Origin of the sequence: Maribacter sp. (assembly GCF_016744255.1) — a bacterium.
Classification (GTDB): Bacteria; Bacteroidota; Bacteroidia; order Flavobacteriales; family Flavobacteriaceae; genus Maribacter_B.
Map to the genome: position 1 here is coordinate 23,466 of NZ_JADGES010000015.1, position 22,631 is coordinate 46,096.

The 22,631-nt window shown below is 31.2% G+C and carries 22 protein-coding genes and 1 tRNA gene; 16 read left to right on the forward strand and 7 right to left on the reverse strand.

The window, feature by feature from the left end; translation table 11 throughout:
* Positions 1 to 2 precede the first annotated feature (2 nt).
* From QZZ51_RS04345 to QZZ51_RS04365, 5 genes are all read left to right on the forward strand, one after another.
* Positions 3 to 725 carry a gluconate 2-dehydrogenase subunit 3 family protein gene (locus QZZ51_RS04345; protein WP_291866462.1) on the forward strand — a complete coding sequence of 241 codons (723 nt, stop codon included), beginning with the start codon at positions 3 to 5 and terminating at the stop codon, positions 723 to 725.
* Between the two features lie 18 nt (positions 726 to 743).
* Positions 744 to 1,577 carry a sugar phosphate isomerase/epimerase gene (locus QZZ51_RS04350; RefSeq protein ID WP_291866465.1) on the forward strand — a complete coding sequence of 278 codons (834 nt, stop codon included), beginning with the start codon at positions 744 to 746 and terminating at the stop codon, positions 1,575 to 1,577.
* A 127-nt stretch (positions 1,578 to 1,704) separates the two neighbouring features.
* Positions 1,705 to 2,424 carry a M15 family metallopeptidase gene (locus tag QZZ51_RS04355; protein ID WP_291866469.1) on the forward strand — a complete coding sequence of 240 codons (720 nt, stop codon included), beginning with the start codon at positions 1,705 to 1,707 and terminating at the stop codon, positions 2,422 to 2,424.
* A 423-nt stretch (positions 2,425 to 2,847) separates the two neighbouring features.
* Positions 2,848 to 2,921, forward strand: a tRNA-Pro gene (locus QZZ51_RS04360).
* A gap of 215 nt (positions 2,922 to 3,136) precedes the next feature.
* Positions 3,137 to 4,381: a site-specific integrase gene (locus tag QZZ51_RS04365; RefSeq protein WP_291866472.1), complete on the forward strand. Its 1,245-nt coding sequence runs from the start codon at positions 3,137 to 3,139 to the stop codon at positions 4,379 to 4,381.
* Between the two features lie 233 nt (positions 4,382 to 4,614).
* On the opposite strand, the gene QZZ51_RS04370 is transcribed toward QZZ51_RS04365, so the two are convergent.
* Both QZZ51_RS04370 and QZZ51_RS04375 read right to left on the reverse strand, forming a co-directional pair.
* Entirely contained in the window at positions 4,615 to 5,712 is a 1,098-nt protein-coding gene (locus tag QZZ51_RS04370) for a hypothetical protein (protein ID WP_291866477.1), read from the reverse strand.
* A gap of 1 nt (position 5,713) precedes the next feature.
* Complete coding sequence (locus QZZ51_RS04375; protein WP_291866480.1) at positions 5,714 to 6,493, reverse strand: sigma-70 family RNA polymerase sigma factor; 780 nt, start codon at positions 6,491 to 6,493, stop codon at positions 5,714 to 5,716.
* Between the two features lie 366 nt (positions 6,494 to 6,859).
* On the opposite strand from QZZ51_RS04375, the gene QZZ51_RS04380 reads away from it, so the two are divergent.
* The 4 genes from QZZ51_RS04380 (at position 6,860) to QZZ51_RS04395 (ending at position 11,295) form a co-directional block, all read left to right on the forward strand.
* A complete protein-coding gene (locus tag QZZ51_RS04380; protein ID WP_291866483.1) occupies positions 6,860 to 7,108 on the forward strand; it encodes a hypothetical protein in 249 nt (82 codons plus the stop codon).
* 2,521 nt (positions 7,109 to 9,629) lie between these two features.
* Positions 9,630 to 10,175: a DUF488 domain-containing protein gene (locus QZZ51_RS04385; protein ID WP_291866485.1), complete on the forward strand. Its 546-nt coding sequence runs from the start codon at positions 9,630 to 9,632 to the stop codon at positions 10,173 to 10,175.
* Between the two features lie 2 nt (positions 10,176 to 10,177).
* A complete protein-coding gene (locus QZZ51_RS04390; protein ID WP_291866489.1) occupies positions 10,178 to 10,657 on the forward strand; it encodes a DUF488 domain-containing protein in 480 nt (159 codons plus the stop codon).
* Between the two features lie 2 nt (positions 10,658 to 10,659).
* Positions 10,660 to 11,295, forward strand: coding sequence for a hypothetical protein (locus tag QZZ51_RS04395; RefSeq protein ID WP_291866492.1), 636 nt, complete (start codon positions 10,660 to 10,662; stop codon positions 11,293 to 11,295).
* A 36-nt stretch (positions 11,296 to 11,331) separates the two neighbouring features.
* Here QZZ51_RS04395 and QZZ51_RS04400 read toward each other — a convergent pair whose 3' ends face one another.
* The 3 genes from QZZ51_RS04400 to QZZ51_RS04410 are packed head-to-tail and all read right to left on the reverse strand — an operon-like array spanning position 11,332 to position 13,014.
* Entirely contained in the window at positions 11,332 to 12,582 is a 1,251-nt protein-coding gene (locus QZZ51_RS04400; RefSeq protein ID WP_291866495.1) for a hypothetical protein, read from the reverse strand.
* A 50-nt stretch (positions 12,583 to 12,632) separates the two neighbouring features.
* On the reverse strand, positions 12,633 to 12,782 hold the full coding sequence (locus QZZ51_RS04405; RefSeq protein ID WP_291866497.1) for a hypothetical protein: 150 nt from the start codon (positions 12,780 to 12,782) through the stop codon (positions 12,633 to 12,635).
* A gap of 58 nt (positions 12,783 to 12,840) precedes the next feature.
* Positions 12,841 to 13,014, reverse strand: a complete 174-nt coding sequence (locus QZZ51_RS04410) for a hypothetical protein (RefSeq protein ID WP_291866500.1) — start codon at positions 13,012 to 13,014, stop codon at positions 12,841 to 12,843.
* Positions 13,015 to 13,140: 126 nt separating this feature from the next.
* On the opposite strand from QZZ51_RS04410, the gene QZZ51_RS04415 reads away from it, so the two are divergent.
* From QZZ51_RS04415 to QZZ51_RS04435, 5 genes are all read left to right on the forward strand, one after another.
* Positions 13,141 to 13,785 (forward strand): hypothetical protein, encoded by a 645-nt coding sequence (locus QZZ51_RS04415; RefSeq protein WP_291866502.1) that lies wholly within the window; start codon positions 13,141 to 13,143, stop codon positions 13,783 to 13,785.
* Between the two features lie 2 nt (positions 13,786 to 13,787).
* On the forward strand, positions 13,788 to 14,093 hold the full coding sequence (locus tag QZZ51_RS04420) for a hypothetical protein (protein ID WP_291866504.1): 306 nt from the start codon (positions 13,788 to 13,790) through the stop codon (positions 14,091 to 14,093).
* Entirely contained in the window at positions 14,077 to 14,889 is an 813-nt protein-coding gene (locus QZZ51_RS04425) for an ImmA/IrrE family metallo-endopeptidase (RefSeq protein ID WP_291866507.1), read from the forward strand. The genes QZZ51_RS04420 and QZZ51_RS04425 overlap by 17 nt, the downstream gene beginning before the upstream one ends.
* A gap of 327 nt (positions 14,890 to 15,216) precedes the next feature.
* A complete protein-coding gene (locus tag QZZ51_RS04430) occupies positions 15,217 to 18,480 on the forward strand; it encodes a VPA1262 family protein (protein WP_291866509.1) in 3,264 nt (1,087 codons plus the stop codon).
* Entirely contained in the window at positions 18,477 to 19,808 is a 1,332-nt protein-coding gene (locus tag QZZ51_RS04435; RefSeq protein ID WP_291866511.1) for a HEPN domain-containing protein, read from the forward strand. The genes QZZ51_RS04430 and QZZ51_RS04435 overlap by 4 nt, the downstream gene beginning before the upstream one ends.
* Positions 19,809 to 19,977: 169 nt before the next feature.
* Here the strand turns inward: QZZ51_RS04435 and QZZ51_RS04440 are convergent, their stop codons facing one another.
* Positions 19,978 to 20,340, reverse strand: coding sequence for a type II toxin-antitoxin system RnlB family antitoxin (locus QZZ51_RS04440; RefSeq protein WP_291866514.1), 363 nt, complete (start codon positions 20,338 to 20,340; stop codon positions 19,978 to 19,980).
* A complete protein-coding gene (locus tag QZZ51_RS04445) occupies positions 20,340 to 21,383 on the reverse strand; it encodes a type II toxin-antitoxin system RnlA family toxin (RefSeq protein ID WP_291866516.1) in 1,044 nt (347 codons plus the stop codon). Before QZZ51_RS04445 ends, QZZ51_RS04440 begins: the two co-directional genes overlap by 1 nt.
* Positions 21,384 to 21,418: 35 nt before the next feature.
* Between QZZ51_RS04445 and rnhC the strand changes: the two genes are divergently transcribed.
* On the forward strand, positions 21,419 to 22,360 hold the full coding sequence (gene rnhC / locus QZZ51_RS04450) for a ribonuclease HIII (RefSeq protein ID WP_291866519.1): 942 nt from the start codon (positions 21,419 to 21,421) through the stop codon (positions 22,358 to 22,360).
* The gene (locus QZZ51_RS04455; protein ID WP_291866522.1) at positions 22,360 to 22,626 is read left to right on the forward strand and encodes a hypothetical protein; all 267 of its coding nucleotides are present in this window, start codon (positions 22,360 to 22,362) and stop codon (positions 22,624 to 22,626) included. Before rnhC ends, QZZ51_RS04455 begins: the two co-directional genes overlap by 1 nt.
* Positions 22,627 to 22,631 lie beyond the last annotated feature (5 nt).

Genomic DNA, 22,631 nt, shown 5'->3' on the forward strand with positions numbered 1-22,631 from the left:
GGATGGATAGAAGAAAGAGTTTACAAACTTTAATACTTGGAGGAGCTGCGGCTAGTACCGGTCTAGTATTCAACTCCTGCAAGACAGAGAACGGAGAAACTATTGATGAGGTCATTGCAACAAGTAGTGAAAATTATTTTGGACGAACCCCAAAAGAACTGGAGCGAATAGAGAAGCTAAATGCAGAACAATTATTCAATGAACATGAGATGGAAACAATTGCCGCATTAAGCGTAGTTATTCTTCCACCGAAAGAACCACATGGTGGCCCTATTGAGGCAGGTGTTCCTGATCTTGTAGAGTTTATGGGTAAGGATATTCCTGAAATGGCACCAACACTTTTAGGTGGGTTAATGTGGTTGGATCATAAAAGCAATACAGATTTCGAAACCGAATTTAAATCGGCAACTTTAGAACAGAAAAAACAAATTTGTGATGAAATTTGCTGGCATGATATAGAAATTCCTTTATCCGAACAACCACTTGAAATACAGTTTTTCTATATGATGCGGGGCCTTACGGTTACAGGTTATTATACATCAAAAGTAGGGATTGCAGATTTAGGATATAAAGGAAATTCGCCGAATGTTTGGGACGGTGTTCCGCAAGATGTTTTAGATCAACACGGTGTTGCTTATGACCCAGTATGGATTGCAAAATGCGTAGACCAGAGTCAAAGAAATGTTACGGCAGAATGGGACGAAAAAGGTAATTTATTAACCTAAGTAAAAGAAGAAGAAAGAATGAAAATCAATAAAAGATATAAAACAGCATTAGTACTGGCTTTAGGGTTTGGAACATTGCAAAGTGGAGCACAAGAGGTGGGTATTCAATTATGGAGTTTGCGTAATCAGTTTAAAACGGATATACCAGGTACTCTAGCGACAATAAAAGACTGGGGAATTACTAAAATAGAAGGAGGAGATAGCTACGGAATGCCTTTTGACGAGTTTAATGGACTCCTTAAAAAAAACAATCTAGAAATGGTTAGTATTGGAGCTTCGTTTGAAGATTTAGAAAAATCTCCAGAAAAAGTAGTAGAAAATGCTAAAGCGTATGGCGCAAAGTATGTTATGTGTGCATGGGTACCTCATAACGATAACGATTTTGCTATAGGAGAGACAAAACACGCTACCGAAGTTTTTAATAAAGCAGGTAAGTTGCTTAAAGAGAACGGAATTACCTTAGCTTACCATGCTCATGGCTATGAATTTAGACCCTATGAAAATGGAACTTTATTCGATTATATGATGCAAAATGCAGAACATTTCACCTTTGAAATGGATGTATTTTGGGTGCAACATGGAGGAGAAGACCCTTTGGCCTTAATGAAAAAGTATCCAAAGAAAGTAACCTTGTTACATTTAAAAGATATGGCAAAAGGTGTAGTGGGTAATAATACAGGACATGAAGATGATGAAACTAATGTAGTTTTAGGAACAGGGCAAATAGATATTGCTGGTGTAGTTGCAGAAGCAAAAAAGTTAGGCGTAGAGTATATGTTTATTGAAGATGAATCTTCTAGTGTGGTGGAACAAGTACCTCAAAGTTTAGAGTATTTAAAAGGTTTAAAATAGAATAACTCATGTTGAAAATAAGGAGAGTCAATTTCTAAGTTTGTTTAGAAATTGACTTTTTTGGTTCCTATAAATTATAAAAATAATAGTACCTTTCTTTCTTTAATATGTTTTTTTAAATAGTAATATGAGAATTATTTTTTTAGTTATGTATTTTCTTCTTTTCTCTTGCAAAGAGAAAGTAAAAGAGAAGCAGGTACCAGAAATATCTATGGGTAAAGTTGTGGACACAGTAGAGAAACCTATACCCATTATTAAGACAGAAGAAAAAAAGAAATTAAAATTTTTGGCGGGTATTCCAGATTCTACTTTTGTACGTTTAGCAGATTATAGCGAAGATTTTGCGTATGATTTAAGGTATGCAACAGAGAATAATTTTTTAAAAGCAAAAGTATACGATTGTGCGGAGTGTTATACTCGAGTAAAAACTGCCAAAGCGTTAATAAAGGCAAATACCGAATTTAAAAAAAGAGGTGTAAAAATAAAATTCTTTGATTGTTATAGACCAAATTATGTGCAATACAAAATGTGGAAGATAGTACCTAATCCACAATATGTTGCAAATCCAGTAAAAGGTTCCATACATAATAAAGGAGGAGCTGTAGACATTACTTTAGTTACTCTAGAAGGAGAGGAATTAGATATGGGTACAGATTTTGATTTTTTTGGAAAAAAGGCATACCATGATAATTATAACTTACCAAAAAATATTCTGGACAATAGAAAATTACTCAAAGAAACTATGGAGAAATATGGTTTCTGGTCTATTAGGACGGAATGGTGGCATTATAATTTATCCTCTGCAAGTAATGATAAAATTGCCAATTTTAAATGGGATTGCCCTTGAAATAATTTGAAAGAAGAATAAAAAATATTTTATATATAGTAGTCTTTTTTAACACCTATATTGATGAATTGCAGATTACAGAAGACATCAACCTACCATATTAATACATGCTACAGATGATGTCACAGCACCTGTGGAAAATAGTTATACTCCTATGAGATTTTAAATTCTGATGGTATTTCCTGTACCTATCTTTTCAGTAAGACATCGATAGGAGAGTTTTCTGTAGTAATGTTTATTTGGCATTTACTACATGCAATGCAAAAAATAAATAGAAAAATGTAAGTTAGTTTTTTATGGAAGAGTTTCATAGGTGTTTTAGGCTTGGGTAAAAAAGAACAACGTTTTGTGTAAAAGCACAGATTTCTTTTAAAAGACGACAGATATTCTAAGTAACTTTTAGTAGTTTTGTAAACTAAATTTCGGGATGTAGCGCAGTCCGGTAGCGCACTCGGCTGGGGGTCGAGTGGTCGCAGGTTCAAATCCTGTCATCCCGACGAACCTAGTAATAGGTTACAACAAAACACTGTTAATCGTATGATTATCAGTGTTTTAATTTTTTATGATATTAATTGATATCATTTAAAATCAACTAAAAAGTGTGCAATTAGGTGAATCACTTCTTACCAGAATTGTCGTAATTTTAAAGAGCTTTTAAGAACAATTTGACTTTCGTTTTACAAATGAAATTGTTTAACTTAAAACTCGTGAAATGCAAACAAACAGTACATTTTCAGTCATTTTCTTTACTAGAAAGCCCAGAGGTTTTTCTAATGAATTTTCAATTTATGCGCGAATTACAGTTGATGGAAAACGTGCAGAAATTAGTTTAAAAAGAAGCGTTCTGGTGAATCATTGGGACATTAATAAGGGTAGAGGTAGGGGAAATACTACAAAAGTAAAATTTTTAAACGCTTACTTAGATGAAGTCTATAATCAAATACTGGATTGCCATAAGCAATTATTTGAAGAAGGTATAATGGTGTCTGCCAACTCTATAAAAGCGAGGTTCCTTGGAGAAGATGATAATCGAAAAACATTAAGAGAACTTATTGAATACCATAATACCAATATGATTACCGTTTTGAAGTTTGGTACTATGAAGAATTACTATACTACGGAGAAATATTTATATAAGTTTCTAAGTAAAATATTAAAGAGAGAGGATATCTACTTAAAGCAGTTAAATTATCGATTCATTTGTGATTTTGAACAATATTTGAGGAATTATAAAAATTCAAAAATGGAAAACGTTTTAGCCAATAATGGAGTTATGAAGCATTTAGAAAGATTCCAGAAAATGATAAATCTTGCTTGTAAATTAGAATGGTTAATTAAAAACCCATTTCAACAGTTTCAATTAAAGTTTGATAAATATGATAGGCAATATCTTTCTGAGAGAGAATTACAATTAATTGAAGACACCTGTTTTAATCAAGAACGATTAGAAAAAGTTAAAAATTGTTTTTTGTTTTCTTGTTATACAGGGTTGTCCTTTATTGATTTAAAGGAGTTGACCACAAATCAAATAACCATAGGGATTGACAATAACTATTGGATATTTACCAAACGAGAAAAAACAAATGAAGTGGTTAAAATTCCAATCTTACCAAAAGCTCAGCAAATCATTGATAAATATAAGGAGGGTTTCGATGGTGTAAAATTAGAAAAGTTACTTCCGCTTTGTTCAAACCAGAAAGCAAATAGTTATTTAAAGGAAATAGTACAATTTTGTGGAATAAATAAGTACATCACGTTTCATGTCGCTAGGCATACGTTTGCAACTACGGTAATGCTATCCAATGGCGTGCCTATAGAGACCGTATCAAAGCTTTTAGGACACACTAAGCTATCAACAACACAAATTTATGCAAGGGTCGTAGAAACGAAGATAAGTGAGGATATAGGCAATTTGCTAGAACGATTTAAAAAGAAAGAAGAAAGCAAGAGCGCATGATAATTTTTAAAGCCTTTAAAAAAATCCTTTCCATACGCTTCTCAAAAAGTTACAGAAGTGTTTGGAAGGGAGTTATTAATATTTGATACAATGAAGTAATCCATTTGGGATAGGAATAATTAATGAGATTAAAATAAAAGAGAGCCCACGCGTTGTATATGCTGTTCACATTTAGTGAGTGTGATTATCAACCTCACCTTACGGGTGTACAAGCACCCTCGTAACCAAATCGGTTAATCTATAATAATTTCAATGCCTGCTTTCTTGGCCTTATATTTTATTTTGGTCATTAGCTCATAATAACTCCAGTTTCTTAATACAAATTTTTCTTCTTTAGCAATACCAATCTTGTCTTCCTGATTTAATAGAATGAGTGTTCCAGCCTGATGTTTAATGCAAAAATCGATTAGCTTCCTACTGTATACATGAATACGATGGGATACATAATTACTTTCTGTTTTGCGAAAGTTATCCACTGCTTTTACTTTCCTTTTTACTCCTTTACCTGATCTAGAATAGGTAGCTCCTATCTGCGCCCTTTTTCGAGCTGCTTGTATAGCTAATCTTCTATATAGAAACTCTTCTCTAGTGCCAATGGTAAGTCTGGTATTAGCTGTTTTCACTACAATCGGATATTCAAGAGACAGGGATGCCTCCGCTATCACTTCTGGTTTTAAGGATAGCTTCTCTTTTTCAATTTCAAAAACTGGTAGCCAGAAGATTTTACCATCTTTCAGTTTAATATGAGAAGTACATAGCTTGACCTCTCCTTTTATGACTCGCTCCAATAGAACTCTTTTATCGGAATAATCTTTTCCTAAGTACGTTTTAAAAGGAATTTGAAATAAACGAAAACAAAAAGCCCTTTTCTCATCATTATAAGATAATCTGCTTATGCCCTCCAAGCTAAATGGAAAGGCCATATCCCTCCTGAAGTTTTTAAGGGAACGTTCACCTTTCCAATATTCCTGACTATTTTTCTTAAAAGAAGTGATTAAGGTATTATTCAAACTGGACAATATATTTGTTGGGATTTCACCCTTAAAGCGATTCGATACCACGCGATAAGTAGTATTGATTCGGGAGCGTTGTAAGATACCTAGCTCATCTTTTTTTTCATCAGCCAATTTATACTTTATCCCCTCTGACAGATAAAAGAATTCCTTGATATTTTCCTGCACATACAAATGGGAAACAATAAGGTTAGCTGCTCTAAAGCACCTGTTTTGCCACTGATAAAGTTTGTCCAAGGCTTCCTTGCGTTCTTCTTTAGTAGGTAGGTCTACCAATAATTGGATTTTCCGAGTCAGTTTTAGTGTAGACTTTTCCATATTAAGACAATTGTGGTTGGTGTTTCTCCTGCATTAACTTATAAGCCACCATAAATTCTTTGTGAACTTCCTTTTGGGAGAGGTTAAGCTCTTTGGCGATCAAGGCAAAGGAATATTTATTTCTACATCTTAGTTCCAATACCCTTTCTTGTTCCTCGGTCATAACATCTTGAACCTTCATTCCGTTAGGAGGTCTTTTTTTGATTTTTGGAATACCTCCCTTATTAATAATGGTTTTGATATCACTAATAGCTTTTTTTATTTCATGACTGGTTTCATTAATACTTGTTCCCATAACCTCGGCAATAGCCTTATATTGAAAACCATATTTTAAACAGAGATCAATCAAATGCTTTCTTTCAGCACTCAATAGGGGTAATACGCTTTTGATTCGGTTGAAGGCTTTTTGTTGCGACTCCTGATCTTTTAGATTTTCAGATACATGTATGGGATCATAACCCATCATATAGTCTTGGTAATTGTCGTAATTTTCTAACGAATAGACATTTCTAAAGAACTTATTTTTAGGTTTACTATAGTATGAAATACATTCTCTTTTCATCACAAACCGTAAGAAATAGAAAATATGCTTAGGAGATTCTATTTTGTCCCTATGAACCCATAATTTTAAAAAAGTATCCTGAACTAAGGATTCTATTACAAAATGATCATTAATCATTCGCCTACCGACCCAAAAGATACTTCTGCTGTATTGAGCATGAATTTGTACCATAGCAGAGGAGTCATTATTTTTTAATAATTTAAAATTACTGTGTGGCATAATAGAGCTCGTTTAAATATCTGATGCGAGTTCTTATAATTTATAAAGAGAAGATAGCTTTGAAAAAGGTGAGAAGAATGCCCTTTTTTTTAAAAACAAAAAGGCGTGGAACTCAACTTACTGCATCAGAGGTACTGGTATACCGAGGAACAATAAGAGAGCCCACACCCATAGGTGTGAGCATCTTACTTATCATCTCGTTCCTTTAAATTACCAGTTTTCTGATACGAGATTCAAAGCGAATGCTTCAAATTTTTTATATGAAGAATCGCAAAAATATGTAATCTGCATCAAATATAGTAAAAAAATCAAATATTCGGATTTTAATCCGATATAATTCTTCTAACTCTAGTTTTATTTGTAACAATGACAGATAGAAATCGTAAAATAGTTGAGTATATTGCTGCTAGATGGGTTAGCAAAGTAGTTAACAATAGTGATTTTGCTAAAAATCATAATTTAGATGAGAAAACGGTTCGTAGGATAAAAGTTGATGATTCTTATAGAACGAGTTATGAAACCATTGAAAGCATTTGCGAAGGTGAGAATATAAATTTATCCGAATTCTTCAAAGAAGCAGAAGCAATGTTTCCTGAAATAAGAATTAAGAAATAATCACCCTAATGTAATCAGGAATGATTGGTTTATATAGTACTTCTTAGTTCCTTGCCTATAAGTTTATTGAGAGATACACAGAATGACTCAAGGAGAAAGATGAAATTATATCACTGCTTAAAAGCAAACAATAGCCCTAAATATACTACCTAACAAACCTATATTACGAGGTGACCTGCATATTTAGACTATAACTTTTCACATGTTTATCTTCTCGTTAAAATCCCATTGCAGCCCATTCTCCTCCATTTCGTAAACACTTCATTTCGGAAAAAGAGCTTCATTACAAAGGTCTTGAACATGAGCCCAAAAATTAAAAATCACATTTTAGACTCAAGTTCGCTAGAGTAGTACTTTAATGGATACGAAGAGCATCAATTTAAACTATTCAAAAAAAGAGATTTATTTATAATCTGGAGATATAACATAAGCCTTTAACTTACCTCTGCCTATTTTTGATAAAACCTTATAGTAAACAAGTTTGTTTATTTCAATGTAGAGTATCGGAATACTAATAGGTTGGGGGAGTTGTGTTCTAATTTTAGAAGCACTAACCTTATTATGTGATATAACAATACTTACAATGTTTAGTTGTCGATTGGTAAAATCCATAAACAAACATAAAGAAAACGTATAAATAATCTATGTACAAGCCCTCCGTCATTATCTTTTATGGATGGCAAAATAATAATATTTAGTTTTGAACGACTGCATAAATCAGGCTCATACTTCGCTCTTTTTTATAAGTCTTATCAACCCTAAATATTAAACCCCCAAAGCATCAAAAAAAAACAACGAAGGCCTTTAGGAAGTAAATCAAAGTATTGAACCATAATTATATCTTCTCAAGATATAAAAAAAGAAAATGGCACTAAAAATAATAAAGCCAGTAATGTTGGAAAAAAGAAAAACACTCTGGATATACTAAGTAAATCATCTTAAACAGCTCTACGGGTTAGTTTTTTTGTAGAATGGCAAACAGTTTGTGAATTATTGATTCATGCTAAATTTACAAACCTGACGTATCATTTGAAGCTACCTGATATATCGTATTTAGATATATTTATAAAGTTAGTTTTTTAATAAAAGAGCAACTTATTTTTTATGAGTTGTTCGAGTTTTTGGCTCGTTTTGGGCGAACGAAAAGGAGAAGCAAGAGGGTAGCGTGCTCGCGCAGCGCTACATATCTCATTTACTCCGTAAATCCTTTGTTTATAGGGGTTTTGGGAGATTTATAAAAAATAGGTAAAACGAGGATTTACAGTAAAAGCCTTTGAAAACCCTGTAAGCAGGCGATTTTTTACAGTAAAAAATGGAATATAAGTACCAAAAATATCGATTTTCAGCCATCAGTATCAAAGAAGAGGTGGCGCAACGCTTCCGTGATTTTTCCAAGGATGTATCTCCTTATATAGGAGCTCTGGTCGCCATACAGGACTTTTTGAGGTGCACCAATTGTCCCCATTTGCCTTGGAGATTCGGATTAAAAGAAGAACCAATGGCGTGATAGCCATTATGAAAGATATTGAGAAAGAAAAAAAAGCTATTTAAGAGTAAACAAAAAACGTTTTTAAAGTGATGGATTTAGAGGCTGGGTCTTAAAAACGGTTTTAATATTAATTCTATATTTCGCGTGGAGAATCCATCCCTTTGAAAATGCAGCAAATCCGCCAGAGCGGATACGCTAGAATAAATACATTTTTCGAATAAAAACGATGAATTTTTAGGGCAATTGAGGTACCCATTTCTGCATCTGAATTAATCGCATTTAAGCATTTTTTAATTATTTTTTTCCCAGATTAACATAATTGATTGCAGTATGTATAGGGCTTTTGAAAGGCATTATGTTAATTCGGGCAATTATCGACTATCTTCCATGTTACTGTAGAGAATTTAGGATTTTGCCGCAAATTTTTGCCTGTTCATAGGGGGTTCCAAAGGTTTTGCCGCAAAAAACAATGTTTTTAAGTAAAATTGAGCGTTTATAAATTACTGAAAATCAACTGATTATATAGCCGTGAAACTACGCAATGTCGCGCTAGCGCGTTGCCCTCTTGCTACTCCATTCCTTCATTTCATTTCAGGCTCGTCGTACTTTTTCCAAAAGCTAAAAATGTGAGAGATATTTTACATAATATAGAATTATAGCTTATAAACGTGAATTCCCCTATAAGTTACAAAGCGACCTTTTTGTACTATAATGTTCCGCGTTATGAACTTTGCTTTGCAAAAGCAAAGTATAAGGTAATACAGCTTCTTTAAATTTTTCTTCTTAAAAGTTTCTTTTACAAGGTTAATGGAATACTTATTATACGCACCGACGTTAGGAGGGGAGTATAATGTGTGTGGAATGGGTTTTACTACATTTTTTAATTTCCTAACAGATTTCCGTAATTGAATAATTGTTAATTCATTATACTTTTACAATTGAATACTAAAAAGAAATAGTTGTTATTTAGAACACGGTAAGAGACATAGGAATGGGTTTTGATTTATAAAGTTAATATCCTAAATTTGATTTATGGAGAAATCAACAATTTATTCAATTGGTCACGGGAATAAGAAGTTTGATGAATTAGTTAATGAACTAAAAAAACATCAAATAGAATTCCTTCTAGATGTTCGCTCTAGTCCAATCTCTAAATATAACTTTCATTTTAATAGAGCATGGCTCGAAAAAGATTTGCCTGAGAATAATATTACGTATGAATTCCTAGGGGAATACCTTGGAGGTCTACCTAATGACAAATCTTGTTATACTGATGGTAAAGTTGATTATGACAAACTAAAAACTAAAAATTTCTTTAAAGATGGTATTAATTTATTAATAGAGGCAAATAAAGAAAAAATGCGTGTAGCCTTAATGTGTAGCGAATCAAAACCAGAGGAATGTCATAGATGTAAATTAATTGGGCAGGAACTTTTAAATCATAATATTTCAGTCCAACATATAACTTCTAATGGAATAAAATCTCAAGAGGAGATTATTGAAATTCTAACTAAAGGTTTTGGAACAAATGACCTTTTTGGTGAGACGGGCTTCACATCTAGAAATACTTATTTATAGAGATGGAGTTTTATACAATAGGAGTTTATAATTCTACTGAAGCTGATTTTTTTAATAAACTTCTTGAAAATGAAATTGACACTTTCTGTGATATTCGTCAAAGAAGAGGTGTTCGTGGTTCTAAATACTCATTTGTTAATAGTAAAAAATTACAATCCAAACTTCAAAATCAGAATATCAAATATCTGCATTATCTAGATTTAGCTCCAACCAAGGGTATTAGAGAATTACAGAAAAAAGCCGATTTAAAAAATTTAGAATTGAAAAGGGATAGGTTGACCCTAGGTCATGTTTTTATAGAGGAGTATAACAATCAAGTTATAAAACCCTTCAATTTCAAGCAATTTATAATAGACCTTGAAAATATTAATGCTGAGAAAGTTGTTTTGTTTTGTGTTGAAGAACAACATAAAGCATGTCATAGGTCAATAGTAGCTACAAAATTATCATTGGAGTTTAATTTTGATATCAAACATATTTAATATTGGAAGTACTTATCACATCAAAAACTAAATATGGAAGTAAGCATGTATGTGTTGGCGGACTAGTGTTAGAAAATAATAGTTACATACGTTTACTAAATCGAGGGGGAGCTAGAAACCCAAAGGGTTGGTACCAATTTGCGGATACTGATTTAAATATCGGCGATGTTTGGGATATTGATTTTGAGGCTTCTCCATATATAGGAAAACCTCACGTAGAGGATGTTTTTATTAAGGTGAATAAAAAAATAAGAATAGTTCCTGATTTAGCTGATTTTCTTAATAGATGCGGGGTGAAAATATATGAAGGTCATATAGAAAACCTATTTGAAGGAAAGTTAAAGTGGCAAAAGAACGATAAAGGATACATTTCAGAGAATGAGCAGGAATTACCAAATAGTAGCGTTGGATTCTGGAAAAGTGATACTGATTTAATTTTAGAAGACGATAGATATTTTTATTACCATAAATTACTGGGTGTTATACCCAAACAAAAAAGCTTGAAATATGTTGGTATGGAAAATCCCCCTAAGGTTATTCCCAAAGGAACTTTAATAAGAATTTCATTAGCAAAATGGCTTAAGGTAAATGAGGATATAGAAGAAAGATGTTATTTACAACTTTCTGGTTGGTATTGATGAGGAAACCCTTTTCTTAATAGATTTCCCCATCAATTAACGCTCTCTATAATGACCATACAGAATGATATCAGAAATAATATATCGTAACTTATCTTTTAAGTCGAAATCTATTTCCAGCTCCTCAGCCTTATTGCACATTTCTAAAAGCTTTTTAAAATTACTAACTTCATTATCAATTTTTCGTTTAAAGATATCGGAAAGCTTAGAAATAGTGCTGAAACTACTCCTAGGTGATTGAATTTTAGCAAGAATTTTTACTCGTAGTTCATCTGGATTCTTTATTGTCTTAACATCATTCAATTCTTCTATAAAGCTATCAGTTGTATTAAGAATTTCATCCATTTCTTTCAATGAAACAAAAACATTCTCTGGCTTTGTATTGTGATTTATAACTAGTGAGCTATTTTCTACCATAGAATCTTTCTTTGGTATTAAATAGAAACCAGAAGAATCATTTTGCATAACATTAATCACATTGCTGAAATTTAAAGAACCTGTACCTAAATCATTTGTGGTTATTTTAATAGCTGATGACACTTGCCCAAACTTACCTGCATCTTTAGTATGTCTTTCAGAAGCGATAATTTCTAGTTTTGACTCGCTAATTGCTGCGCTAGTTATTTTATATTCAATGCCTGGGTTTGTCTTCATATTCTTATGTAGACTTAACATTCCAACAACGAAAGTGAAATCAATTCCATATTCATAATAGCGAGTAGATGTGATACCACGTAGGTAAGTAATATCTTTATGGTCTACTAAACGATAGCTTTTCTCCTTATTGTAGCCATCACTATTTTTGGCCATTTCTTTAAAATACTGAACATTGTAGTTAGCAAGTGAAGCTTGTCCTATTTTAAATAATTTGTTTGCATATTTGGTCATAGCATACTCGTCTAAAAACGTATTTTTAGAATCATATATAGCTATAGTTTTTAAACCTTCTTTAACCTCATCAATATCTACATACTCTTCAAAATTAAAAATAATGTTGGTGTCACTACTTCCAGAAATTGATTCTTCAAAGACATTAACATCTTTAGTTTCTGCTATAATTTTATAGCGATTATAATCTGTTACAAAGTGCTTAACTCTTTTGTAGATTAAATCAATAAATTCAATGGAAATATATTCATTTTTAATATGTTCAATATCAAACATTTTATGAATATCATCCTTGTAGGGATGATGCTCAATTAGAGAGCATAACTTCTCAATTTTAATTTTACCTGAGCTATTATCAGCATCAAAGTGTACTTGTTTTTGTTTAAATTTTTCTTCCATAATTTTATTCTAAAAAAGCAGTTTAGCGTCTTGCTAAGGACATTTACTAATTATGATTTTAATAATTCTGAAAATGCAAATAATGCAAAAGCAACAGTTACTATCGCAACCATTGTTTTTGCTTGTTCGCCTTTAGCTGTGAAACACAAATCTTGCTCACATATACTAACCTCATCTTTTGAAAATTTGCTTAAATACATAATTTCAAATTTTAATAGTTAAAAAATTCTCTCACATAAAGCCCGAGAGATTCTGAGCTTACTTTTCTTTTCTAACGCCTTTAAACTTGCCGCCAGTAGTTTTTACATCCATGAATCTTCCTGTTTGGGTATCTCTTTTTACATAAAGTTCAGTTTTTGGGTTTAATATTTGTGAACGTTGTTTAACAGCTCCTTTTCTTGCGTTGTCTCCTGTGGGTTTATTCTTTGCCATTTTGTTATTTTTTATTACATTGTAATATCTATTACCGAGTTATTTAATTTCTCTTCGTAATCAGATGTTCAAAGTGTGACAAAAGTGAAATGTCACACTTTTTTCATATAATAATAGCGGCTAAGCATGGATATAGAAACTCACTTATTAACGATAGATGACATGGACCAAAATGAACATGAAGCGCAAGCTTCTATGTCTTTTATCTATGAAACATTTAGAGGTTTTGTCTACAATGTTATTTTTAACAAAATTCACTTCACAGCTAACAAGGAGGAGGTTGCTTTAATTGTAATGTCAAATGTCTTTCTTGAAGTATGGAAAAACCCATTAGGTTGGGAATTTGATTCCACTAAACACAAAACTCAGGAAGGTGGATTTAAATCTTATCTGTCAGTAATTGGCAAAAACAAATTTTTCGAAGAACTAAGAAAGAGCAAGTCCTCTAGGGAGAATGAAAAAAATACAATGGATGATAATGACAGCGAATGGAAATGGGCCTTGCTCGAAGATGAATTCGATTATTTAGATGAGGAATTGGCAAGAAGACGAAATTTAGTTGATGAATGCCTAATGGAATTTTCCCAAAAAAAGCGAGAGTTAATTCGTATGTATTTCCTGTTTTACGAAGAGGATAAAAATTTCACTAGTGAAAATATTAAACTACTAGAAAATATGTTTGAAACTACTTGGCAGAATATTAGACAAACAATTTCAAGAGCCAAAGGAAATATTAAAAAGACAATTGAAGCTAAAGAGGTAAAAAAATAGTTATGTATTCAGAAAACAAAAATATAGGTAAACTCTTAAGGAAATATGGATATGCTTTTCCTGAAACTGAGGAAGAGGTTGAGGCCTTCGAAAAGAAATATAAAGGCATATTTTCAAATCCATCCAGTTGGCCAGATTTATCTGATATTATTAATGAGACGGGTTCCTCTATTCCAATAATTCAATTAAATAATGCCGTAAATAAATCAGTGTCAAATTTAGCAATGGCTGCAAGAGAAGGAAAGGAAATATCTAAAAAGGATAGAGAGCAAATGAACAAGGATAAAAAAGATGCCCGAAAAAAATGATTTTTTATCAAGAAATGACGTTGTCGAAATTAATGAGTTAGCTAGTAGCATTTCCGAATATTACTTTCCATACGGTCAAATCGACCCGATTTTAATTGCAGAAAAAAATAATATCAGCTATAGTTTTGGCAATTACTCAGATTCATTTGATGGCTTGTTAGAATGTGAAAACGGTGTATTTCACATTTATATAAACTTGACTAGACTTAAACAAGCATATTCAGAGAGGGCTCGTTTTACCTTTGCTCACGAATTAGGACATTTTTTTATCGACGACCATCGTAATGCGCTTCTACAAGGTTTATCTCCAAGTCATTGTTCGGAAACGGGATTTAAGAGTAGAAATAGAGCAGAACGCCAAGCAGATTATTTTGCATCTTGCTTACTTATGCCAGAAGCAGGTTTTAAAAAATACTGTGATAAAAAGAAATTTGAATATAGAATAATTGAGGAACTCGCTAAGAAATATGGTGTTAGCAAATCTGCAACAGCTCTAAGGTTTTGTGCAATAGGCAATCATCCCATTATGGTTGTTTATTCATTTAAGAACAAAATTAAATGGTATTGGACTTCACATGACTTCCGTTTTAAATGGCTTAAATATGGCAAAGATAGATTGCCTGAGGATACAGTAGCTGGTGAATACTTTAGTATGGGAAGAAAAGCATTAAATACAGAACCAATTTTTGCAATGGACTGGTTTAATGTTAAGAACGAAAATCAAGCAAATTTGCCATTTTATGAACGATGTTTAATTCATGGTGAGCATTGTTTAAGTATTATTTGGGAGGATTAGGATTTTGGCCTAAGAGAATTTTGGTAAAACAATAGGTGAGTAGAACGTTAAGAATTTTAGGGGGCTGGGTACTACATTTCGTTTATCAATAAAATGTTTCAATAAGTTCATAGCAGTCTTAATAGTTAGAATAGATCCTGAAATTTAGCGCCCGACCCTTGAAATGGCAATAAAACCCCAAAAGTATGGATAATACCAAATTATGGTAAGGGATTTGTAAAGGAAATAAAAGTTCTTGACTTCCCAACCTTTTTATTAAGGGTACGTTGTTAACTTTGTAGATGTAAGATAAATCAAAAGCGTCTCTAAAAAAATATTCAAAGATTTATGATTAATACCGCATTAACAAATGACGAAAGATTAAAACCACTATTTGATAAAACCTCTATAATAGCATGGCAAGTTTTTATATTACTAATTGATGATAAAAAAAAGAAAGTTTATAAGATTACTTATTCATGGGTAATTATTAGTAGTAGAAGAGAAACCTCAAGCGAAGCGTTTTTAAGCGATTTTAAAAAAGTACATAAAGAGAATGATATAATTTATTCTATCGCAAAGTTAAGTCTCTATAATAGTCCAAAAACGATAGTTAAAATCATAAACGATTTATTTAATGGAAAATCATTATGTGAATCTTTAGATATTAGCCAAATCAATTTCTCAAAAATCAATTTTGATTTACAACTGCAAACTGATAAAAGAAAATCTATTTTTAAAGTAAGACCGATAATCTTTAATGAAACCAACACCTTAATTAGTAGAAACTTTTATGATAAGGCATCATTGAATAGCCCATATCAGAATGTCCCATCGTTTTCTTTAACCATTAACAATTTAGATAAGCAATCTCTATTTAAAAATGACAAGCATCAATATTTTGAGAATTGGAAACGAGCATTGATGTCAATATTAAATCATTTAGAAGATGAAACCTCATTGCCTTTTTCAAAATCAGGGTGCATAAGACTTGGAAATATTGAGTTTATAAACACACAATGCTCAAATGAATATTACATAAATCATGTGTCATTCAATAATATAAAAAGAGAAATAGAAGTTAATAATAGAAAAATAGCTTCATCTAATGAAGTTGAAGTTATTATCAAACCAAATAAACATACCGAAAACAAACAGCGTATTATAAACTGTTTTCTAACTAATGGGGGACAAGTTATTTTGGATGAGTGTAAAGAATTAGTTCATGAAAAGGATAATGAGGTTAAGGTTGTTTTTTCATCAAAAGAACAAATAGGGAAAATCTCTGTTAGTATTTGGAAAAAAGACAAGGATAATTATCAAATTTGGTATAAACACCCAACAGTTTTATTAAGATATATTTCAAGCTCTATTGGAATGGTAGGAATGGCAGGCAAAGTAAAATCTGAATGGTTAGATGTAATAGCAAAAAGCAACAAGAAAACAGAAAATGACATTAGAGAAGCCGAAAAAATTTCAAAATCGTCATACACGACAATGTCTATTGGAGATAATGATTTAGACCCTTGGGTGAAAACTGACCGAGAATTTTATGACCTCGTTGATAAAATAAATCCCAAAAAATCTGAATCCCGTTTTTTCCCAAAAGGATGGGACGACGAAGATAAAAAACATGGAGCTATTTCATTTTTAAAATGGTTTAAAGATATTTCAGATAAAGCTCAACATGTAGTTATACAAGACCCATTTTTCGATACTCTTGGTTTAGATTTTCTATCAAGAACAACAAAATCAGCTACAAAATTTTCAATACTTACATGTACTCAAGTTAATTCTTTTGATGACGACATCGCAAGTGATTCAGATATTTCAGAGCCAAACAGAGCTAAAAGATTAAAGTATTTTATTCGTAATTACCCTTCATTATTTGATTCTTTAAACATAAAAATTAATGACCTAAGAAGTACTGGCGGTGGAGACAAAAACATACTTCATGATAGATATATTTTAATATTTGAAAATGGCGAATTAAGCAAAGGATTTCACTTATCCAATTCAATCCAAGGAGCAACAAAAAACCACCCATTACTTATAACTTCAATTCCGATAGATGTATTAATTCAAGTTGATTCACATCTCAATGAGATAATAAATAATGCAGATAATAAAAAGGATATAGAATTAATTCAATTATTCAATTCCGAAAACTCTAGAAAGAAAATTGAAGAGCCTGACGAAGTTGCAAATGAAGAGTTATTAGACAAGCTTAACAGTTTCAAGGCAATTGATAAGCCTTTAAAATCAACAACCTTAAAAGGTTTGTTAAAAGAAAATTCTGATAGCAAAAAAGATATTTCAAATTTCTGGTCAACTATTGGCTATTTCTTTGCTCGAACAAGTCAACCTCAAAAAACAATAACTTCTTTAGAAGAATACTTGAATAAACAGGAACTTGTTAGTTTAAGAGAATATATAGAGTCTTCAATTAGTAAAACACACCCAATAGGTTTTTCTGACTATAAAGATTTCAGAGTAAATAGTTTTCAATTCCTATTCCATCAAGACTTTAAAACTTCATTAAAAGACAGCATACATATTGGAGAAGCTTTTAGAGAAACATCTTGTTTTCAAAACTGGGGTATTCATTATGGTTGCAAAATTCTAATCGAACATGGTTTTGATGAATTCACAAAGCTTTTATTATTTATAGAAAAAAAATATAAGTTGAGAAGTCCAAATCAAGATTACTCAAATACTTCATTAATGAAATTGTCATCAATAGTCTTTAATTGCTTTACTGAAAGGCTATTTTGGCATGACGACATTGAATTTATAAGGAACTCTCTTAAAATTAAGTTAAGCTACATAAAACCACTAAGCATTGCAGCACTTTTATCTTACATGCCATCTGTAAAATCAAAAACCGAATATGACGAGTTTAAGAATGTTATTAATGGTAATTGTACCAAAACAGAAATCTTAGATATTCTAACCAACTTTCTTTCATACATAAGGTTAAGAAAAAAAGATAAATTAGAATTTTATGAAGAAAACATCTTCAATCACATCTTTGAAGTCTTATCCAATAATTTTAATCAAAGGGGTTTAGACTATATTTTTCAAAATTGCTTAAACATTTTCCATCCGTCAATAGAGAAAAAGTTTACTGAAAAAGTATTATTTAACCTTGTCGAAAGTAAAAAAATTGATTCAAATCATATTATGGATTTATGGTCAAATGAATTTTTTAAGAATATTGAAAATATTAAATCTCACAAAGATTATTCGGGTTTAATAGATATAACTGGATGGGCATTTTGTATTGGAGATATAAATTCTAAGAATACCTTTTTAAAACAGATTGAAAAAAGAATTAAGAGTTATAAAAATGAAATTCAAAAACCTTTTAAACATGGAACAATTAAATGGGGAGAATCATTTGAAGCTATTCTTCTCATAAGAACTGTATTAATAATAGCTTTGCTATATGATTTAGATAATGAAGCTAAAATTAAAAACAGAAAATTAATAATTAATTATATAGATGATATATCTATTTTGGAAGATTCATATAAACCTCGAATCTTTGATGGTAAGATTAAAAAATATTCACAATTAATGTTAAAAGAATATAAAACGAAAATAGCTTGATAGAACAAGAATTAAATATAAAAGCGTATAGTTTTGTTGATAAAATAGAAGGTTTAGAGAAACTTCAAAATCCTAAATACAAAAAGCCCCCAATTAGAAAAGGTTCTATTGGAAACCTAATGATAGATGATTGGTCTGATAAACTTTCTGATGAGTTTCCTTCATTTAGAAGTAGCTATATACCCGAATATTTAGAAAGGGATATTTGCGTACTAATAAGTAAAGTTTGGTATGGCTTTAAAGACAAAAGCGTTTACATAGATTACTACAAATTCATAACAGAAATATTAGCTTTAAAACAATTTGAAAACATAGTATCAGATGACTATTTAAAACAAAAAGGTTTCTTATGGATAGTGAATATTCACATTAATAATAAAGCGGAGAAAAACCTCTTAGAATATATATATGATGAACTTGCTAAAGATGTAAAAGAAACGACTTACTACTTCCCATTAATTAACATGTATATTGATGAAAAATTCAGTATTGGTAATAGTACAGTAACTTATTTTAACCAAGAGTACTTTGATAATCTATGGAGGAAATTCACTGATGAAAACACTTCTCAAACTAAAGAAGATTTCGATAAAGTTTATAGAAAATATCAAGGTAGAGTATTTCTTTCCTTGAAAATAAGAGCGGAAAGTGAGAAAGGCGGAGGACTAGCTTATCAGAGAGCATCATTTTTTGCAGATATTTTAAAATTATTATCACCAACTATTGGTTTTCCTAATGAAGAATGTGCAGTAGATATTGATAAAAGAATGCCCTATGAATCTGAATTCCTTTCATCGGATGACACTAATGAATATGGCTTTAGCATAACTCTTTCCGCAAAACAAAAACCTCTCCACCCTCCTAAGGAAATGATTAAAGCTTTTCAGCCTTTACTTGATACGTTTGGGAATTTGATTGATAAGAAAAATAAAAATGAACTAGATGAGCTATGCATGAGAATGATTCAATATTTTTCTAAAGCCATTTCGGATAATGATTTACATGTTAGAGTTACTAATCTTATAACAATAATAGAGAGCATCTTTCTTTTGGATAAAGAAACTTATGGAATGGCTAAAATGGTAAAAAAAAGAATGGGCTATTTTCTTTATAAGAATAACGTCAATCAAAAATTTGAGTTTATTGAATCGCTTACATCAATGTATCAAATTAGGAACAAGATGATTCATAAATCAAATAGAAAATATATTGAATTAAATAAATTGAAAGACTTGCAAGTAAATATCCTCGAAACGCTTCATCAAGTAGTATTAAAAAGTGATATTTTTAAATCTAAAAAAGAACTCATCAAAGATTTAGATGCATAGCTTTGACTTAGCTGATGAAAGGAGATGATATAAATAAATATTCAGTCTTTTATAAATAATTGAAGAGATAGGGGAACACTTATTAACTGACTGACGGCAGGAGCAAAGGCAATGTGTGTGAAATGGACTTTAATGCAATGTAATCAGTTTAGCACCTATTCAACACGATTTATATAGTAATCTTATTCTTAATTAAATATGTTTGTGCTTTATTAAGCACACTATCTTTTAACAACTCCGAATTTTCTGCATAATAGTTTAAACTTTTTTCTTGGAGTTCCTTATTAGCCCTAATACTTTTGGCAATTTCAATATCAAAATTCTTCCCATCAAAATATATTTGAATGTATCTATTCCGACTTTTACCATTACTTAGCAATAAATCAATTATAACATTGCCTTTATATTTTGTTTTACGAAAGTAATGAGCTAAATCAGCAATATAGTTTTCCAAGCTTAAATAACTTGTTGAAAACACTAATTGCGATTTAAAACTATCGTAATAATCACTTATGTGATAAGGTTTTTCCATTAGAATAAACTTTTATGCGAATCCTCAATCAATATAACTGTTTTATCAATTAACGCTATACACTCACTTTTATTTTCTAGTACACGTGCACTTTCAATTGCTGAATCAACATGAAATAGTCCATGCCGATGTTTATTAAAATATTTATAAAGGTCTAATATAACTTTTTGTTTGCTGGAAATTGTAATTTTTTCTCTTGCATATTCTGTTAACACGAGTCTTCCTAAATTATTGGACTCCACAATCTCTCCAAAACCATCTTTCCCAATAACTATACCAAATTGTACCAGAACCTGCTTTAAATAGCCTTCCAAACCTCTCAGAACAGGAAAAGCAAAGCTAGAATAATCAGTTAACTCTATATCAAGTTTTTTCAAAGCAAGAGCTGGACTAATAATAGCTTTAAGTTTATCTTTAATGAAATCAAATGTGGAAGGTAGTAGTACCTGCATATCTCCTAAAGCTTCTGCTGCAGTTATATCAACTTTTATAGTTTTGAGCTGACTATCTATTATCTCCTTAAAATCCATTATTTCAGCTAACATTTCTAAGATATCAGTATAAACTGAATATTGACGTCCTTGTATATGACAGGCACCATTTGTATAAATCCAAAACACTACTGAATCACCATCTTTCCCAACTATCTTATATTGTTCACCATGAATATGATTATGTCCATTATTTATTTCTGCATTACATTCTTCTATTAAAAAATTAAATAATAAACCTTTACCATCAGAAGGGAAATTTGCTATCCTAATACTTTTGGTTTCACCATCACCCCTTAAACAATTTGCTTTAAGAAAACCAGCAACTGATAAAGTGAAATCTTGATTTTTTCCTGTAGGATGAAATGTAGTTCCGCCGCTTTTAAGGAAATATACATTTAAACATGCAGGGCCACTTGCAGTACTAAGGTGATACTGAAAAAACCCATTAGATTTTTTACTTTTGGTAAAAGAATTGATTCCCGGATATTCATTTAATATCTGGTCTATTTTCTCTCTATTGATTGGAAGGTCTTTGTATTCTAAAGCCATTTCTGCTTATATTTATCTAACTATATTATAATTCTATGGATAATGTCGGAGCAATATTACAAGAAATTGAGAACAAATTAAGGAATGCGTACAATATTTTAGAGGTCAAGGATATCAATTATGGTAGACAATTCAAAATTAAAGTAGATAATGATACAATAAATTTTAGAGTTTTTTATAATAAAAAAGGAGATATTAAGTATGACTATTCAACAATTAAAGATTCATTTTTTTTGTCAAAATTATCAGGTTACCTTGAAGGTAAAGTAATAAAAGTACAGCAAGAGCATGTTAACCAGGATACAGTAGATAATGAAAAGGTTAATCCTTTTACAAATGCTATAGGTACTGATGAGTCAGGAAAAGGAGACTATTTCGGCCCCCTTGTTGTAGCTGGCGTTTATGTTAATGAAAAAACAAAAGTAATTTTGGATAATAATGGAGTTAGGGATAGCAAAAAAATTGGTGACAAAAAAATACTTGAGCTAGCCAACATGATAAAAAGAGTTTGTGTAAATCAGTATGTAATTGTTGAAATTGCACCACTCACTTACAATAATTTGTATGAATCTTTCAAAAAAGAAGGAAAGAACTTAAATACCTTGCTTGCGTGGGGTCATGCAAAGGCCATAGAAGAGGTTTTAGCCAAAGTCGATTGTGAATTGGCAATTTCAGATAAATTTGCAGATGAACGATTCATTATTAGCCAGTTACAAGAAAAAGGACGAGAGATAACTTTAAAACAAGAACATAAAGCCGAAAAATATACTTCTGTTGCAGCAGCTTCAATTTTGGCAAGGGCACGGTTTTTAGAAAAAATGAATAAATTATCGATTGAATATGGAATGAAATTATCAAAAGGTGCTTCTAAAAAAGTTGTGCTCCAGGCAAGAAGTTTAGTTGATAATAATACTGTAGGCATATTAAAGAATGTAGCTAAAGTACATTTTAAAACAACAGATAAAGTGATGAATTAATGTCAGATAATTTAGATAAAGGTACAGAGGCGAATCAATTACGAAAGTCTGGTGATTTTAAAGGAGCTACAAAAATTTATCAGGAAATGTGGGCTGTTGAAGAAAATAAATTTACAGGAGCTGGCTTATTACATTGTTTACGGAAAGACCAAAAGTATGATGCAGCTTTAGAGTTATCTTCTGAAATCTTTTCGAAGTTTTCTGATTTTGATTGGTGTAGAAACGAATGTATCTGGACTAATATATCTGCAAAACTTTTTATTTAGTTTTG

Bases quoted from the DNA above. Each gene is read 5' to 3' on its own strand.
- QZZ51_RS04345 (WP_291866462.1), top strand. From the start codon at position 3: ATGGATAGAAGAAAGAGTTTACAAACTTTAATACTTGGAGGAGCTGCG.
- QZZ51_RS04350 (WP_291866465.1), top strand. From the start codon at position 744: ATGAAAATCAATAAAAGATATAAAACAGCATTAGTACTGGCTTTAGGG.
- QZZ51_RS04355 (WP_291866469.1), top strand. From the start codon at position 1,705: ATGAGAATTATTTTTTTAGTTATGTATTTTCTTCTTTTCTCTTGCAAA.
- QZZ51_RS04365 (WP_291866472.1), top strand. From the start codon at position 3,137: ATGCAAACAAACAGTACATTTTCAGTCATTTTCTTTACTAGAAAGCCC.
- QZZ51_RS04370 (WP_291866477.1), bottom strand. From the start codon at position 5,712: ATGGAAAAGTCTACACTAAAACTGACTCGGAAAATCCAATTATTGGTA.
- QZZ51_RS04375 (WP_291866480.1), bottom strand. From the start codon at position 6,493: ATGCCACACAGTAATTTTAAATTATTAAAAAATAATGACTCCTCTGCT.
- QZZ51_RS04380 (WP_291866483.1), top strand. From the start codon at position 6,860: ATGACAGATAGAAATCGTAAAATAGTTGAGTATATTGCTGCTAGATGG.
- QZZ51_RS04385 (WP_291866485.1), top strand. From the start codon at position 9,630: ATGGAGAAATCAACAATTTATTCAATTGGTCACGGGAATAAGAAGTTT.
- QZZ51_RS04390 (WP_291866489.1), top strand. From the start codon at position 10,178: ATGGAGTTTTATACAATAGGAGTTTATAATTCTACTGAAGCTGATTTT.
- QZZ51_RS04400 (WP_291866495.1), bottom strand. From the start codon at position 12,582: ATGGAAGAAAAATTTAAACAAAAACAAGTACACTTTGATGCTGATAAT.
- QZZ51_RS04405 (WP_291866497.1), bottom strand. From the start codon at position 12,782: ATGTATTTAAGCAAATTTTCAAAAGATGAGGTTAGTATATGTGAGCAA.
- QZZ51_RS04410 (WP_291866500.1), bottom strand. From the start codon at position 13,014: ATGGCAAAGAATAAACCCACAGGAGACAACGCAAGAAAAGGAGCTGTT.
- QZZ51_RS04415 (WP_291866502.1), top strand. From the start codon at position 13,141: ATGGATATAGAAACTCACTTATTAACGATAGATGACATGGACCAAAAT.
- QZZ51_RS04420 (WP_291866504.1), top strand. From the start codon at position 13,788: ATGTATTCAGAAAACAAAAATATAGGTAAACTCTTAAGGAAATATGGA.
- QZZ51_RS04425 (WP_291866507.1), top strand. From the start codon at position 14,077: ATGCCCGAAAAAAATGATTTTTTATCAAGAAATGACGTTGTCGAAATT.
- QZZ51_RS04430 (WP_291866509.1), top strand. From the start codon at position 15,217: ATGATTAATACCGCATTAACAAATGACGAAAGATTAAAACCACTATTT.
- QZZ51_RS04440 (WP_291866514.1), bottom strand. From the start codon at position 20,340: ATGGAAAAACCTTATCACATAAGTGATTATTACGATAGTTTTAAATCG.
- QZZ51_RS04445 (WP_291866516.1), bottom strand. From the start codon at position 21,383: ATGGCTTTAGAATACAAAGACCTTCCAATCAATAGAGAGAAAATAGAC.
- rnhC (WP_291866519.1), top strand. From the start codon at position 21,419: ATGGATAATGTCGGAGCAATATTACAAGAAATTGAGAACAAATTAAGG.
- QZZ51_RS04455 (WP_291866522.1), top strand. From the start codon at position 22,360: ATGTCAGATAATTTAGATAAAGGTACAGAGGCGAATCAATTACGAAAG.